This window comes from Pseudomonas sp. GW821-FHT09C10, assembly GCF_059418085.1.
Genome location: NZ_JBWKPE010000020.1, coordinates 36,992 through 51,309 on the forward strand (window position 1 = coordinate 36,992; position 14,318 = coordinate 51,309).

Annotated in this window: 15 protein-coding genes; 9 read left to right on the forward strand and 6 right to left on the reverse strand. The window is 62.5% G+C overall.

All coding sequences use genetic code 11. From position 1 onward, the window contains the following. Positions 1-15: 15 nt before the first annotated feature. The 5 genes from AC07OT_RS28560 to hpaA form a co-directional block, all read right to left on the reverse strand. Positions 16-1,248 carry an MFS transporter gene (locus tag AC07OT_RS28560; protein WP_495109646.1) on the reverse strand — a complete coding sequence of 411 codons (1,233 nt, stop codon included), beginning with the start codon at positions 1,246-1,248 and terminating at the stop codon, positions 16-18. Between the two features lie 10 nt (positions 1,249-1,258). Continuing rightward, entirely contained in the window at positions 1,259-2,191 is a 933-nt protein-coding gene (locus AC07OT_RS28565; RefSeq protein ID WP_175472343.1) for a SphA family protein, read from the reverse strand. Between the two features lie 68 nt (positions 2,192-2,259). After that, positions 2,260-3,240, reverse strand: a complete 981-nt coding sequence (locus AC07OT_RS28570) for a helix-turn-helix domain-containing protein (RefSeq protein ID WP_065939661.1) — start codon at positions 3,238-3,240, stop codon at positions 2,260-2,262. A gap of 167 nt (positions 3,241-3,407) precedes the next feature. After that, positions 3,408-3,830, reverse strand: coding sequence for a homoprotocatechuate degradation operon regulator HpaR (gene hpaR / locus AC07OT_RS28575; RefSeq protein WP_027603497.1), 423 nt, complete (start codon positions 3,828-3,830; stop codon positions 3,408-3,410). 173 nt (positions 3,831-4,003) lie between these two features. Beyond that, positions 4,004-4,909 (reverse strand): 4-hydroxyphenylacetate catabolism regulatory protein HpaA, encoded by a 906-nt coding sequence (gene hpaA, locus AC07OT_RS28580; RefSeq protein WP_495109647.1) that lies wholly within the window; start codon positions 4,907-4,909, stop codon positions 4,004-4,006. Positions 4,910-5,070: 161 nt separating this feature from the next. Between hpaA and AC07OT_RS28585 the strand changes: the two genes are divergently transcribed. From AC07OT_RS28585 to hpaI, 8 genes are read left to right on the forward strand one after another with little or no spacing between them, the layout of a single operon-like run. Beyond that, positions 5,071-5,739: a fumarylacetoacetate hydrolase family protein gene (locus AC07OT_RS28585; protein WP_065939659.1), complete on the forward strand. Its 669-nt coding sequence runs from the start codon at positions 5,071-5,073 to the stop codon at positions 5,737-5,739. Further along, on the forward strand, positions 5,736-6,506 hold the full coding sequence (locus tag AC07OT_RS28590; RefSeq protein WP_495109648.1) for a fumarylacetoacetate hydrolase family protein: 771 nt from the start codon (positions 5,736-5,738) through the stop codon (positions 6,504-6,506). The genes AC07OT_RS28585 and AC07OT_RS28590 overlap by 4 nt, the downstream gene beginning before the upstream one ends. Positions 6,507-6,511: 5 nt before the next feature. Next, on the forward strand, positions 6,512-7,972 hold the full coding sequence (hpaE, locus tag AC07OT_RS28595; protein ID WP_169899646.1) for a 5-carboxymethyl-2-hydroxymuconate semialdehyde dehydrogenase: 1,461 nt from the start codon (positions 6,512-6,514) through the stop codon (positions 7,970-7,972). Positions 7,973-8,021: 49 nt separating this feature from the next. Then, positions 8,022-8,879, forward strand: a complete 858-nt coding sequence (hpaD, locus tag AC07OT_RS28600) for a 3,4-dihydroxyphenylacetate 2,3-dioxygenase (RefSeq protein ID WP_074845900.1) — start codon at positions 8,022-8,024, stop codon at positions 8,877-8,879. Positions 8,880-8,924: 45 nt separating this feature from the next. Next, entirely contained in the window at positions 8,925-9,317 is a 393-nt protein-coding gene (locus AC07OT_RS28605) for a tautomerase family protein (protein ID WP_098479852.1), read from the forward strand. A gap of 51 nt (positions 9,318-9,368) precedes the next feature. After that, positions 9,369-10,673, forward strand: a complete 1,305-nt coding sequence (locus AC07OT_RS28610) for an MFS transporter (RefSeq protein ID WP_495109649.1) — start codon at positions 9,369-9,371, stop codon at positions 10,671-10,673. Positions 10,674-10,685: 12 nt separating this feature from the next. Then, positions 10,686-11,489 carry a 2-oxo-hept-4-ene-1,7-dioate hydratase gene (gene hpaH / locus AC07OT_RS28615; RefSeq protein ID WP_495109650.1) on the forward strand — a complete coding sequence of 268 codons (804 nt, stop codon included), beginning with the start codon at positions 10,686-10,688 and terminating at the stop codon, positions 11,487-11,489. Between the two features lie 13 nt (positions 11,490-11,502). Beyond that, positions 11,503-12,306, forward strand: a complete 804-nt coding sequence (gene hpaI / locus AC07OT_RS28620) for a 4-hydroxy-2-oxoheptanedioate aldolase (protein WP_495109651.1) — start codon at positions 11,503-11,505, stop codon at positions 12,304-12,306. 41 nt (positions 12,307-12,347) lie between these two features. Here hpaI and hpaR (AC07OT_RS28625) read toward each other — a convergent pair whose 3' ends face one another. Further along, complete coding sequence (hpaR, locus tag AC07OT_RS28625) at positions 12,348-12,770, reverse strand: homoprotocatechuate degradation operon regulator HpaR (protein WP_098479854.1); 423 nt, start codon at positions 12,768-12,770, stop codon at positions 12,348-12,350. 239 nt (positions 12,771-13,009) lie between these two features. On the opposite strand from hpaR (AC07OT_RS28625), the gene AC07OT_RS28630 reads away from it, so the two are divergent. Beyond that, a complete protein-coding gene (locus tag AC07OT_RS28630) occupies positions 13,010-14,308 on the forward strand; it encodes an NAD(P)/FAD-dependent oxidoreductase (RefSeq protein WP_027603486.1) in 1,299 nt (432 codons plus the stop codon). Positions 14,309-14,318: the final 10 nt, after the last annotated feature.

Consider the following 14,318-nt stretch of genomic DNA (forward strand, 5'->3'; position numbering starts at 1 on the left):
CTTATCTCCTCTTGATTACGAATGACTTGATCCGAATGCCTGGGTCAGCGCTTTGCGCCGTGCTTGCAGGCCTGCCAGTGCCCAGGCCAGGGCCGAGGCAAAACTGGCGCAGGCCAGCCACAGGATTGAACGACGCACGTCACCCGAATAAACGCTGAGCACGGCCACCACCAGCGGGCTGACAAATTGACCGAAATACAGAAACGCCGTGAACCCGCCCAAGCCGCGCCCGCGGGTTTTCGCGCTCAGGGCATTCATCACCGGCGCCATCGCGTTGGGCACCAGCAGCCCGGCGCCCAGGCCATGGATCAGCACGGCCACCAGCACCATGCTGTAGCTCGGTGCGCGCATCAGCAGCCACAACCCCAAGCCCAGCAGGCTCAGCAACAGCGCATTGCAACCGGGGATGCCGATGCGCCGGCGCAGCAGCGGCCAGGCTAACGAACCGCCCAGGGTCGCCAGCAGACTGCCCCCCGCCGAGAGCCCGATCATCGTGCTTGAAGTAACGCCGAGGCTGACGAGTAAAACCGGCGCCTGGATCGGCACGATAAAACTCAGCACCATCCCACTGAGGATCAGCAGATAACCGAGCACCAACGGCAGCACGGCCACCCTGCCCTGTTCAGCCACCTCGACGGGCTGGCGGGCGGCTGCGGGCTCCCACAGCACCTTTATCATCATCGGTATCAACAGCAGTGGCAGCAGGTACAGCAGGAATGGCAGGCGCCAGGAGTGTTCGCCCAACGCGCCGCCCACGACATAGAACAGCGCGCCGACCAAACCGATGGTGACCACTTGCCGATTGATGTAGCGCAGCCGTTCCTCGCCGTGCCAATAGTCGGCAATCAGCGTCGCGCAACAGGTCATCACCGCCGCCTCCGCCGCGCCGAACAGCAGGCGTACACCGACGATGGCGGGCAAGTTATCCAGCAGCGCCGGGATGGCCCCGAGCACGGCATACAACAGCGTGGCGATCACCAGCAACGCCTTGCGCCCGACCCGGTCGGCCAACCAGCCGGCCAGCGGCGCGCACAGCGCAATCGCGAGTGCCGGCCCGGTGACCGCCAAGGGCACCAGCAGGTCGGCGCGCGGTTCCAGCGCACCGAACTCGGCGCCCAGCTTGGGCAGGATCGGCGCCACCATGGCCGCGCCCATGATGGTCAGGCTGCTGCCCAGCATCAGCACCAGCCCTTCACGGCGCCCGGTGGCTTGCCGTGGTGATGGGGAATCGGAATGTGATGAGTTCATGGCCAACCCCTTAGAAACTTTGAGAAATGCGCAGCGCCACGGTGTAACCTTCGGCACGGTTGCGGGCATCGGTTTCCTTGTAGGCGTGCAGCCAAATGGGCGGCAGGCCGGGCTTGAAGTAACTCACGGCCGGCCCGACAGCCAGCACCCGCGCGCGGTTGCCCGATTGCAGCCCTGGCGCGTCGTCATCGCTGAACTGGCGGTAGTAGTAACCACCCAGGCCCAGGGTCCACGGCCCTACATGCTGGCCCACGGCAAATTCGTGGCGGTATTCGACACCGTTCTTGTAGTCGGTCGCGGGGTTGCGGGTATTGACGTCCACCTCAACGCTTGAGGAAACCTCGAAGCCACTGTCGGTGATGTAGGTGGCGTTGACGATCGGCGAGAACGTCCAGTGATTGAGCCCTGGGGAGATCAAACGATTCTTGTCGTAGTCACCGGTGGGCGCCTGGATCTGCAACTGCGTGTTGATAAACAGGTTCGGCGACAGATTCCATTGCAGGATCACCGGCAGAAACTGCATGTCGGCCATTCGAAACGGATCGGCCTCCAGGCTCAGCGGGCCGGCCGGGGTCGGTACCTTGACGGAAGCGTCCATCTTGAAGAACGGTACCACCACGCCGAAACCATAGTTGGCGCCCAGCACCGTGTGATCGGTCATGCGCATGTAGGCGACGCCGATGGACAACACATCCAGTGAGAAGTGGTTGTCGACGGAGCGACCGTTACGGTCCTTCTGCACATTGGCCGAGTAAAACGCCGTGCGCAGCCCTACGGTCCCGAACGGCGTGGCCGGCGGCATCATCCCCGCGCCGAAATCGTAAACGCCGACAGCGGTGGTCGGCGCACCGTTCTCGGTGGCCTGGACACTGGCGCAGCAACCCAGCAGCCCCAGGGTGAACAGCGTCATGCGTGTGGCGCTTGCATTATTGTGGTGAATCATCGAATGCCCCTCCCATCAAGTGGTGTGGGCCATCCTAGTAACGCGCAGAGTGCGGCGGTTATCCGTTTTCAGCAGAGTTGCGTGCGACGCAGGGTCTGGGAAGGGCTTTCACCGAACATGGTGCGGTAATCGCTTGCGAACCGGCTCAAATGCCAGAAGCCCCAGCGCGCCGCCACTTCCTGTACGCCGTGGGCTTGGGTGCTGGTTCGCAGTTCGCGGCGCACCGCATTGAGGCGCAATGCCCGCAGATAGGCCACCGGGTTGATGCCCAGGGTCTCCTGAAAACAGTACTGGAGTTTGCGCCGGCTGGCGCCGATGTGGTTGCACAGGTCGAGGATCGACAGCGGCTCGTCGAGGTGACTCAACGCATATTCGCGGGCGCGATCGACCATTCTTTTGCGCGCCGTGGGGTTGAGGGGTGGGGCCTGGTCCGGGGCGATCAACTCCAGCATATGCAGCATCACCGCATCGCGGATGCCGCGGCGGATCGAGTCATGCCCGAGCACGGCATCACAGCCCGCCAGCTCGTCGAACAACGCCGCGAGGTCACGTTGCACGGATGAATCACCCAAACGGTAACACCTGGGAAGATCGGTAATTCGAAACTGAATGCCCTGGCACTCCAGCACATGTTCCAGGGCGTGCTCTTCGATGGCCACGCCGAGCAGGTCCAGGTGCTGTGGAGTGTGCAGCTCGGGCAGGTTTTCACCGTGGGCCACCAACAGGCTGGGCTCGTGGATCGGATGCCCCGAGCAATACACCGGGCCGTCGGCACTTAAGGGAATGCTGAAGGTGATCGCACCTTTCCAGGCCACACCACTCTTGACCATGGCCTGATTAGAGCGGTCGCGCACCAGTTGCATCCAGTCCGAGCGGAACTCCAGCAACTCACCGGCAAAGGAGCCGGGTGATAACTGATCGTAGCGAACCTGCCAGCCGCCCATATTGCGAGCGTGCTCGTCGATGTCGCTGGTCAGGAAACGCTGGAGGGGTAACGCCGGTGGAAGCACCACCGAGGCCGCAGGCATCTGCACATTATTATTGTTCATTGACCTAACCTTTTTCAGTTGCAAGGCTTACAGGTCGTATCGCACGCAAGTTCCATTCCGAACCCGGGGCAGCGCGTGCATGTGTGCCGAAAATGGATAGTGAGGATGTGCGCCCGCGATGCCAGCCTCGGGCAAATACGTTCACCTGTTAATGAATTTTTTCACCTTCAAGGCTTGATGTTTTTCAGCTCATTGAGCAAGTCCAGCAACTGCTGCATTTTCTCCGCGCCAAACTGCGCTTCGATTTTCTGGTAGTTGCTTTCCATGCCCTCGCTCATGGAGACGAAACACTGCTGGCCGCGCTCGGTGAGGCCCACGAACACCCGGCGCTGATCCTGGCTGGACTTCTGCCGGCGCACCAGGCCGTCGCGCTCCAGGCGGGTCAACACTCCGGTCATGCTCGGTTTCAGGATGCAGGCCTGCTGGGCGAGTTGATGGCTTTCGAGTTCGCCCTGCTGGCGCAGGATCCGAATGACCCGCCACTGTTGCTCGGTCAGTGCATGCTTGTTCAGTGCCGGGCGGAAGAACGCCATTGCGGCTTCACGGGCTTGCAGCAGGGTCAGGGTCAGCGAAGGTCTGGGGTTGGCCATATCGGCACCAATTGGATGGGCGAGTCGGCAGCTTAGTGTCGCCGGCCAACCGCTGCAAGCGGCCTGGGGGCTGTGAAAAGTACAATCGGTTCGGCGTAAAAGCCATTCTGTTGCACCGCGGCGATGCTCATGATGATCCGCACAAGATCAACAAGACCTCCCTTATGCCTGGCTCAACGCAATCCCGATTGGCGCTGGCGGTACTCCCCCGGAGTGAGCTGTGCGTAACGCTGGAAAAAACGACTGAAATAGGCCGGGTCCTTGAACCCCAGCTGATAGCAGATCTCGTTGGCCGAGCTGCCGGTAAACAGCAGCAGGCGCTTGGCTTCCTGCATCAGGCGCTCCAGGATCAGGCGCTTGGACGGCAAGTCGGCAATACGCCGGCACACGTCGTTGAGCCGCGCCTCTGTCACGCCGATGCCCTGGGCATAGCGCGACAACGGCCAGTGTTGCTGGTAGTGCGCTTCGATCAGCTCGTTGAAGCGGTGGAAGATTTTCAAGTCTTCGTGACGGGCGGGCGTGGCTTTCAACGAGTTCGAACACAGCCGCAACAGGCTGATCATGATCAACCGCGTCAGGCTGTCCAGGGCTGCGCTGCGCCCGGAACGCTGGGCTTTTACCTCTTCGCGCAGTTCCTCGAACAGATAATCCAGGCGGCGGATATCGCCCGCGTATTGCGGCGCCAACTGCGTCAGGGCAACACACGCGGCCGGCAATTGCACACCGGCCGGCGCCAGGCTGGCGTCGGCTTCGATCAGTTGCCACACCAGTTGCTGACGCACCGTCAGCACATGCCCGTCACTGTCGGCCTCGGTCACAAACGAGTGCGGCACCGTGGGTGGCGTGAGGAAGAACATCGGCCCGGACTCGACGTATTGCTGGTCGTCCAGGTACACGCGCACGGTGCCGTTTTTTACGTAGTGAACCTGGAAGAACCGGTCATGCCGGTGAACGGGCATGTTGCGCCCGAAGAAATCCGCCAGGTTGGCCAGCTTATCGTAATGGACTTCGGCGTCGCTGTAGCGCTGGTCGTACACCTGGCCAATGTTGATGTTCGGGATGGGTTGACGGTCGCTCATCGCACGCTACTCGTTTTTATTGTGATTGCCCTGATGCAGCGGTGCTCACCTTGCAAGCACCCCGTGGACAGTCTACACCCTTGACGATAGTTAACATCTTAATTATAACTGTTAACACATTAACTAAATGCAAGGCCGCCATGGCCCTGCCAGGAGAACCCATGAGCCGTGCCTTGCATGACATCGCGACCGGCACCCTTTTCGGTGTCGCGCTGAACTACCAGGGGTTGCTCAAGCAGCGCCTCGCCGAATTCGAACAGCCGCCGTACCAGAAACCGCCGGTCAAGCCGGTGCTGTTCATCAAGACGCCCAACACCCGCAACCAGCACGGCGCCGAGGTGGTGCATCCCGGCCAGGGCGAGCGCCTGCAACCTGGGCCGGCATTGGGGGTGGTGATGGGCAAGAGCGCCAGTCGCGTCAGCGCGGCCGAAGCCCTCGACTACGTGGCCGGCTACACCCTGGTCAATGAGTTCAGCCTGCCGGAAGACAGCTACTACCGCCCCGCCGTCAAAGCCAAATGCCGCGATGGGTTCTGCGCCATCGGGCCCGAGCTGATCCCCACCGCACAGGTCTCGAACCCGCACAATCTCGCGATCACGCTGTACGTCAACGGCGAGGTTCGCCAGCACAACACCACGGCCAACTTCGTGCGCAATATTCCATTGCTGATCGCCGAGATCAGCGAATTCATGACCCTGCACGCAGGCGATGTGCTGATCACCGGCACGCCCGAAGGCCGGGTGGATGTACAGCCCGGCGACACCGTGGAGGTCGAGATCAGCGGCCTCGGCCGCCTGGTCAACCACATCAAGGCAGAGGAGCTCCCATGAAACACGCCCGTATTCGCTTTGAAGGTGAAGTCCATTGGGTACAGGTCGAAGCTGAAAACGCCGTGCGCCTGGCTGACGGCCGCCTGCTGGCCGAAGACCAGGTGCAATGGCTGCCACCGGCCACCGGCAGCATGTTCGCCCTGGGCCTGAACTATGCCGACCACGCCGCTGAACTGGCGTTCAAGCCGCCGACCGAACCCCTGGCGTTTATCAAGTCCGTGGGCACCTACACCGGCCACAACCAGGTGACCTGGCGCCCGGATAACGTCGCCTACATGCACTACGAGTGCGAGCTGGTGGCCGTCATCGGCAAGCCGGCGCGCAACGTCAAGCGCGAAGACGCCCTGGATTACCTGGCGGGCTACACGGTGTGCAACGACTACGCGATTCGCGACTACCTGGAAAACTACTACCGGCCCAACCTGCGCGTGAAAAACCGCGACGCCACCACGCCCGTCGGCCCATGGATCGTCGATGTGGCCGATGTGCCGGACCCGAGCAACCTGAAACTGCGCACCTGGATCAACGGCGAGCTGCGCCAGGAAGGCAGCACCCAGGACATGATTTTCGACATTCCCTACCTGATCGAATACCTGTCCAGCTTCATGACCCTGCAACCCGGCGACATGATCGCCACCGGCACCCCCGAAGGCCTGGCCGACGTCGTGCCGGGCGATGAAGTGATTGTGGAAGTCGAAGGCGTAGGCCGCCTGGTTAACCGAATTGTCAGCGAAGCGGCGTTCTTCAACGCCCGTAAAGAGGCTTGAGCAGCATGATCAAACATTGGATCAACGGCCGTGAGGTCGAAAGCAAAGACGTGTTCGTCAACTACAACCCGGCCACCGGCGAAGCCATCGGTGAAGTCGCCAGCGGCGGCGCCGAGGAAGTCGCGCAAGCCGTGGCGGCGGCCAAGGAAGCCTTCCCGAAATGGGCCGGCACCCCGGCCAAGGAACGGGCGCGCTTGATGCGCAAGCTGGGTGAACTAATCGAACAGAACGTGCCGCACCTGGCCGAACTGGAAACCCTCGACACCGGCCTGCCGATTCACCAGACCAAAAACGTGTTGATTCCCCGCGCCTCGCACAACTTCGATTTTTTCGCCGAAGTCTGCACGCGCATGGACGGCCACAGCTACCCGGTCGATGACCAGATGCTCAACTACACCCTGTACCAGCCGGTGGGTGTCTGCGCGCTGGTGTCGCCGTGGAACGTGCCGTTCATGACCGCCACCTGGAAAACCGCGCCGTGCCTGGCCCTGGGCAATACCGCGGTGCTGAAAATGTCCGAGCTGTCGCCGCTGACCGCCAACGAACTGGGGCGCCTGGCGGTGGAAGCCGGGATTCCAAAGGGCGTGCTCAATGTCATCCAGGGTTACGGCGCCACCGCCGGCGATGCCCTGGTGCGTCATCCCGATGTCCGCGCGATTTCCTTCACCGGCGGCACCGCCACCGGCAAGAAAATCATGCAGACCGCCGGGCTGAAAAAGTACTCCATGGAACTGGGCGGCAAGTCGCCGGTGCTGATCTTCGAAGATGCCGACCTGGAACGCGCCCTCGACGCCGCGCTGTTCACCATCTTCTCGCTCAACGGCGAACGCTGCACCGCCGGCAGCCGGATCTTTATCCAGGAAAGCGTGTACCCGCAGTTCGTCGCCGAGTTTGCAGCACGCGCCAAGCGCTTGATCGTCGGCGACCCGCAGGACCCGAAAACCCAAGTCGGCTCGATGATCACCCAGGCCCACTACGACAAGGTCACCGGCTACATCAAGATCGGTCTCGAAGAAGGCGCCACTCTCCTCGCCGGTGGCCTCGAGCGCCCGGCCAACCTGGCGGCGCATCTGAGCAAGGGCCAGTTCATCCAGCCCACGGTGTTCGCTGACGTGAACAACTCCATGCGTATCGCCCAGGAAGAGATCTTCGGCCCGGTGGTATGCCTGATTCCGTTCAAGGACGAAGCCGAAGCCTTGCAACTGGCCAACGATACCGAATACGGCCTGGCGTCTTACATCTGGACCCAGGACATCGGCAAGGCGCATCGTCTGGCCTATGGCATCGAAGCGGGCATGGTGTTCATCAACAGCCAGAACGTGCGCGACCTGCGCCAACCGTTCGGCGGCGTGAAGGGCTCCGGCACCGGCCGTGAAGGCGGCCAGTACAGCTTCGAAGTGTTCGCCGAGATCAAGAACGTGTGTATCTCGATGGGCAGCCATCACATTCCACGCTGGGGCGTCTGAGCAACACCAGTCCCCCGACGACAACAACAACAATTTCAGGAGCATCATCATGGGCGAAGTCGTCCTGGCGGCGAAAATCTGCCACGTACCCTCGATGTATTTGTCGGAGCTGCCTGGCAAGCACCACGGCTGCCGCGAAGCGGCGATTGCCGGGCACAAGGAAATCGGTCGGCGCGCCCGCGAGCTGGGCGCCGATACCGCCGTGGTGTTCGACGTGCACTGGCTGGTCAACAGCGCCTATCACGTCAACAGCGGCGAGCACTTCAAGGGCATCTACACCAGTAACGAACTGCCGCACTTCATCAAGAACATGGCCTACGAATACCCCGGCTGCCCGGAGCTGGGCGAACTGATCGCCGCCGAGGCCAACGCCGCCGACGTGCGCACCCTGGCCCACAACATCCCGAGCCTGGAGCTGGAGTACGGCACCCTGGTGCCGATGCGCTACATGCACATGGGCGTACCGGACGAGCAGACCTTCAACGTCGTTTCGATTGCCGCCTGGTGTGCCTGGCATCGCCTGCAAGACAGCTTCACCTTCGGCGCCGCCGTGCGCCGGGCCATCGAGAAGAGCGACCGTAAAGTCGTGGTGCTGGCCTCGGGTTCGCTGTCGCACCGCTTCTCCGACGACCGCAATGCCGAAGCCAATATTCATAACTGGACCCGTGAATTCGACAAGCAGGTCGACCTGCATGTGGTGGAACTGTGGCGCCAGGGCCGCTGGAAAGAGTTCTGCGCCATGCTCCCGGACTACGCCGAGCATTGCTTTGGCGAAGGCAAGATGCACGACACCGCCATGCTTCTCGGTTTGCTCGGCGGGCCGGACTACGACAAGCCGGCCGAGATCATCACCGAACCCTTCGGCAGCTCGGGCACCGGGCAGATCAACGCCATTTTCCCTGTTTGACCGCATGGCCGCGCGGCATCCCCGCGCGGCCTGAAGGAGCCGTTCATGCCCCACTTCATCGCTGAATACACCGACAACATCGAACAGCAGGCCGACCTGCCGGGCCTGTTTGAAAAAGTCCACGCCAGCCTGGGCGACAGCGGCGTGTTTCCCCTGGGCGGCATCCGCAGCCGTGGCGTGCGCCTGGACACCTGGCGCATGGCCGACGGCAAGCATGACTACGCCTTCGTGCACATGACGTTGAAGGTCGGCCATGGCCGCGACCTGGCCACTCGCCAGCAAGTCGCCGAGCGCCTGTTCGAGGTCATCACCCAGCACTTCGCCGCGCTTCAGGCCCAGCGCCTGCTGGCCTTGTCGTTTGAAATGCTCGAACTGCACGAACAGCTCAACTTCAAGCAGAACAACGTGCATGCGTTCCTCAAGGCGCAGGTCGGTTAAGGCGCCCTGCCCGTTCACACCCTCGGCCTCTCAGATAAAAAGTATAAAACCATGAGCACAGCCCATACCGCCGACAACCTCGGCCAGGTCGCAAGCGACCGTACTCACAGCACCATCACCTGGCGGCTGATGCCGTTGTTGCTGATCTGCTACCTCTTCGCCCATCTCGACCGCATCAACATCGGCTTCGCCAAGATGCAGATGAGCGCGGACTTGAACTTCAGCGACACGGTCTATGGCTTCGGCGCCGGCCTGTTCTTCGTGGCCTACGCGCTGTTCGGCGTCCCCAGCAACATGGCCCTGGACCGAGTGGGCCCAAGGCGGTGGATTGCCACGCTGATGGTGGTGTGGGGCGTGCTGTCGACCTGCATGTTCCTGATCGACAGCGCCATGGGCTTCTATGTGCTGCGCTTTTTGCTGGGGGTGGCCGAGGCCGGTTTCTTCCCGGGCATCCTGGTGTTTCTGAACCGCTGGTACCCGGCCGGGCGTCGCGCGCAAGTCACCGCCTTGTTTGCCATCGCAGTGCCCATGGCCGGGGTGATCGGCGGCCCGCTTTCCGGCGGCATCCTTGAACACTTCCACGACTTGGGCGGCCTGCGCGGCTGGCAATGGATGTTCGTCATCGAAGGCGCCCCCGTGATTCTGCTCGGGCTGGTGGTGCTCAAGTGCCTGCCGGACAGCTTCGAGACGGTCAAGTGGCTGGCGCCGGAACAGAAGCAACACCTGCGCGAGCAACTGCACCGGGAAGAACACCGCAAATCCATCACCTCGTTTTCCGCCATTCTCAGCAACCCACAGGTGTGGCTGCTGGTGGCGGTGTACTTCGCGGTGATGCTGGCGGTCAACACCCTGGCGTTCTGGATGCCGACGCTGATCCACGGCGCCGGCATCGGCAGCGACGGCAAGGTCGGCCTGCTCAGTGCGGTGCCGTACCTGGCCGGGTGTTTTTTCATGATCGGCTGCGGGCGCTCGTCCGACCGCCAGCGTGAACGCCGCTGGCACCTGTGCGTGCCCTTGCTGATGTCGGCCGCCGGCATTGCCATCGCCGGGCTCGCCCCCGCCAACCCGGCCGTGGTGCTGGGCGGCCTGATCGTCGCCGGCATGGGCGCCAGCGCGGCGTTGCCGATGTTCTGGCAACTGCCTCCCGCGTTCCTCTCCAATAACACCCAGGCCGCCGGGATCGCCCTGATCAGCTCGTTCGGCAGCATCGCGTCATTCTTCGCGCCCTACCTGATCGGCTGGATGCGCGACACCACCCAGAGCGCCAGCCTGGCCCTGTACGTCCTGGCGCTGCTCATTGCTCTTGGCGGCCTGCTGGTGCTGCGCACCCGGGCGGCCATCGTCAACCCTCAATAAGAGACTCTTGCCATGCTTGATCAATCGCTCATTTTGCAAGCCGCCGCGCGCCTCGACCAGGCCGAACGCTCACGCGAACAGGTGCGTCAGTTTTCCCTCGATCACCCGGCGATCACCCTCGACGACGCCTATGCCATCCAGCGCGCCTGGGTCGCGCAAAAAATCAAGGACGGGCGCAAGCTGGTCGGCCACAAGATCGGCCTGACCTCCCGGGCCATGCAGGTCTCGTCCAATATCACCGAGCCGGATTTCGGTGCGCTGCTGGACGACATGTTCTTCGATGAAGGCACCGACATCCCCTTCGAGCGCTTTATCGTGCCGCGCGTCGAGGTGGAGCTGGCATTTATCCTGGGCAAACCGCTGAAAGGCCCGAACGTGACGGTGTTCGACGTGCTCGACGCCACTGAATGGGTGATCCCCGCGCTGGAGATCATCGATGCGCGCATCCAGCAGGTCGACCCGCACACCAAGGAGACCCGCAAGGTGTTCGACACCATCTCCGACAACGCCGCCAACGCCGGCGTGGTCATGGGCGGGCGGGCCGTGCGGCCCACCGAGATCGACTTGCGCAAGGTGCCGGCGGTGCTTTACCGCAATGGTGTGATCGAAGAGTCCGGCGTCTCCGCCGCCGTGCTCAATCACCCGGCCAAGGGCGTGGCCTGGCTCGCGAATAAACTGGCCGCCTATGACGTCACCCTGCAACCCGGGCAAATCATCCTGGGTGGCTCCTTCACCCGCCCGGTGGCGGCCAACCCTGGCGATACCTTCCATGTCGACTACGACATGCTGGGGTCGATTGCCTGCCGATTCGTTTAACCGGAGAGTGCTCATGGACATGCCTGTCAACACCTTCAAACATCGCCTGCGCAGCGGTGAAACCCAGATCGGCCTGTGGCTGGGCCTGGCCGATGCCTATTGCGCGGAACTGGCCGCCAACGCCGGTTTCGATTGGCTGCTGATCGACGGCGAACATGCGCCCAACGACCTGCGCGGCCTGCTCGGCCAGCTCCAGGCCGTGGCGCCCTACCCCAGCCAGCCGGTGATTCGCCCGGTGATCGGCGACACCGCGTTGATCAAGCAAGTCCTCGACATTGGCGTACAGACCTTGCTGGTGCCCATGGTGGAGAGCGCAGAACAGGCGCGTACGCTGGTGAAAGCCATCCATTATCCGCCCAAGGGCGTGCGCGGCGTCGGCAGTGCGCTGGCCAGGGCTTCACGCTGGAACAGCATTGCCGGTTACCTCGACCACGCCGATGAGCAGATGTGCCTGCTGGTGCAGATCGAAAACCGCGAGGGCCTGGCCAACCTGGAGGCGATTGCGGCGGTGGAAGGCGTCGACGGGGTGTTTATCGGGCCGGCGGACCTGAGCGCCTCGATGGGCCATCGCGGCAACCCCGGCCACCCCGAGGTGCAGGCGGCAATCGAAGACGCCATCGCGCGCATCCGCAGCGCCGGCAAAGCCGCCGGCATTCTCAGCGCCGACCAGGCACTGGCCCGGCGCTACATCGAACTGGGCGCGGCGTTCGTGGCGGTGGGCGTGGACACCACCGTGCTGATGCGCGGGCTGCAAAGCCTGGCGGCGGCCTTCAAGGACTCACCGGCGCCTGCCAGCGCGGCCGGCGGCGTCTACTGACGCAGCCTCGCTTGCGCGCGGCAGCTGTGGGGCTAGCTTAACTAGCGCTTGAGGGTTTTCAGTTCGTTGAGCAAGGTCAGCAAGGTCTGCAACTTCTCTTCGCCAAACCCCGCCTGCAAGCGCTGGTAATTGGCTTCCATGCTCTGGCTCATGGAGTCGAAACAGGCTCGGCCCTTCTCGGCCAGCCGCACCAGCACGCGGCGTTGGTCCTGTTGCGCCTTGCGCCGCTCCACCATGCCTGCCGCTTCCATGCGCACCAGCACCCCGGTCATGCTCGGCTTGAGGATGCACGCCAGCTCGGCCAGGCGGTTGATCTCAAGCTCCTCATGCTGGCTGAGGATCCGAATGACCCGCCATTGCTGCTCGGTCAGTCCGTGTTGATTGAGCGAAGGGCGAAAAAACCCCATGGCGGCTTCACGCGCATGGAGCAAGGTGAGGGTCAGGGATTGGCGCGGTTTGGACATGGATGGCGGCGTCGCAATTGGTTAACAGATTAACAACATTCTAGCATTGGCGATTGTTACCCGTGTGCGGCTTTACCGCGCGGCCGGATTCAAGGTTGATGATTGGCAGCCACGGTCAAGAGCGGCGGCACACAGAATCAAGACACCTACCGCGCGGAAGGCACCTAATACACCCCAACAGGCACAGAGCTTCGTGTCGGCTCTGCAGTGAGTTTCCCTTCACTTTTCCAGGCTGCGCCATGATCAATATCGAAACGCCGACCTACTACTCGGCAACCAAGAAATACAACCTCAGCTTCCCCACCCTCGAACAGGACGTGGAAGCCGATGTGGTGGTGATTGGCGGCGGTTTCTCCGGCATCAACACCGCACTGGAACTGGCCGAAAAAGGCATCACCAACATTGTGGTGCTCGAAGCGCGCTACCTGGGTTTCGGCGGCACGGGTCGCAATGGTGGGCAGATCATGGCGGGGATCGGCCATGACCTGGAGAAAATCAAGAACCAGGTCGGCGACGAAGGCCTGCGCCAGATCTTTGAAATCAGCGAGCTGGGCGCCGGCATCATCAAGGATCGCATCGCCAAGTACGCGATCGACGCCGACTTCTGCCACGGCTACGGCTACATGGGCTTCAACGCCCGCCAGGAAAAAACCCTGCGCGCCTGGGAGAAGGACTTCAAGTCGATCAACACCAAGGACGAAATCCGCTTTATGGCCGGCTCCGAGGTCAAGCAGATCATCGGTTCCGACGCCTATACCAGCGCGCTGCTGCACATGGGCGGCGGGCACGTGCACTCGCTGAACCTGCTGCTGGGCGAAGCCAAGGCCCTGGCCGGCCACGGTGTGCGCATCTTTGAGCACAGCCCGGCCCTGGAAGTCAGTTATGGCGAACGCATTACCGTGCGCACCGGCCGAGGCTCGGTCAAGGCCTCCAAGTTGCTGTGGGCCTGCGACAGCTTTCTCAACAAGCTGGAACCGGAACTGCACAAGACCACGGTCAATACCTACGCCTTCCAGTTGATGACCGAACCCCTATCCGACGAGCTGATCAACCGCATCAGCCCGATACGCGGCGCCTACAGCGATATCCGCCCGGTGATCGACTACTACCGGGTCACCAACGAAAACCGCTTGCTGTTCGGTGCCGCCACGCCTTTTGTCGAACACATCCCGCTGGACCTCAAGGCCTGGAACCGCAACCTGATGCTGAAGATTTTCCCCTACCTCAAGGACGTGAAGATCGACCTGGCGTGGGGCGGGCCGATGGCGACCGGGGCCAACCTGTTCCCGCAGATCGGCACGCTCAGCGGGCGTCCGAATGCCTTTTATGTGCAGGGCTACGCCGGCTTCGGGGTCACGCCCAGCCACATCATCTGCAAGGTCCTGGCCGAAGGCATGAGCGAAGGCTCGTCGCGCTACGACCTGATCAGCGCGGTCAAGCATGCGCAGATCCTGGGCAAGGACCATATCCGCCCGCTGCTGCTCACGGCCGGCAAAAGCCTTCACCAACTTTCGGGCTACTTCAACGGTCGCCGTTGAGCCCCACTGT

Coding starts and splice junctions, on each gene's coding strand:
- AC07OT_RS28560 (WP_495109646.1), bottom strand. CDS start 1,248: ATGAACTCATCACATTCCGATTCCCCATCACCACGGCAAGCCACCGGG.
- AC07OT_RS28565 (WP_175472343.1), bottom strand. CDS start 2,191: ATGATTCACCACAATAATGCAAGCGCCACACGCATGACGCTGTTCACC.
- AC07OT_RS28570 (WP_065939661.1), bottom strand. CDS start 3,240: ATGAACAATAATAATGTGCAGATGCCTGCGGCCTCGGTGGTGCTTCCA.
- hpaR (WP_027603497.1), bottom strand. CDS start 3,830: ATGGCCAACCCCAGACCTTCGCTGACCCTGACCCTGCTGCAAGCCCGT.
- hpaA (WP_495109647.1), bottom strand. CDS start 4,909: ATGAGCGACCGTCAACCCATCCCGAACATCAACATTGGCCAGGTGTAC.
- AC07OT_RS28585 (WP_065939659.1), top strand. CDS start 5,071: ATGAGCCGTGCCTTGCATGACATCGCGACCGGCACCCTTTTCGGTGTC.
- AC07OT_RS28590 (WP_495109648.1), top strand. CDS start 5,736: ATGAAACACGCCCGTATTCGCTTTGAAGGTGAAGTCCATTGGGTACAG.
- hpaE (WP_169899646.1), top strand. CDS start 6,512: ATGATCAAACATTGGATCAACGGCCGTGAGGTCGAAAGCAAAGACGTG.
- hpaD (WP_074845900.1), top strand. CDS start 8,022: ATGGGCGAAGTCGTCCTGGCGGCGAAAATCTGCCACGTACCCTCGATG.
- AC07OT_RS28605 (WP_098479852.1), top strand. CDS start 8,925: ATGCCCCACTTCATCGCTGAATACACCGACAACATCGAACAGCAGGCC.
- AC07OT_RS28610 (WP_495109649.1), top strand. CDS start 9,369: ATGAGCACAGCCCATACCGCCGACAACCTCGGCCAGGTCGCAAGCGAC.
- hpaH (WP_495109650.1), top strand. CDS start 10,686: ATGCTTGATCAATCGCTCATTTTGCAAGCCGCCGCGCGCCTCGACCAG.
- hpaI (WP_495109651.1), top strand. CDS start 11,503: ATGGACATGCCTGTCAACACCTTCAAACATCGCCTGCGCAGCGGTGAA.
- hpaR (WP_098479854.1), bottom strand. CDS start 12,770: ATGTCCAAACCGCGCCAATCCCTGACCCTCACCTTGCTCCATGCGCGT.
- AC07OT_RS28630 (WP_027603486.1), top strand. CDS start 13,010: ATGATCAATATCGAAACGCCGACCTACTACTCGGCAACCAAGAAATAC.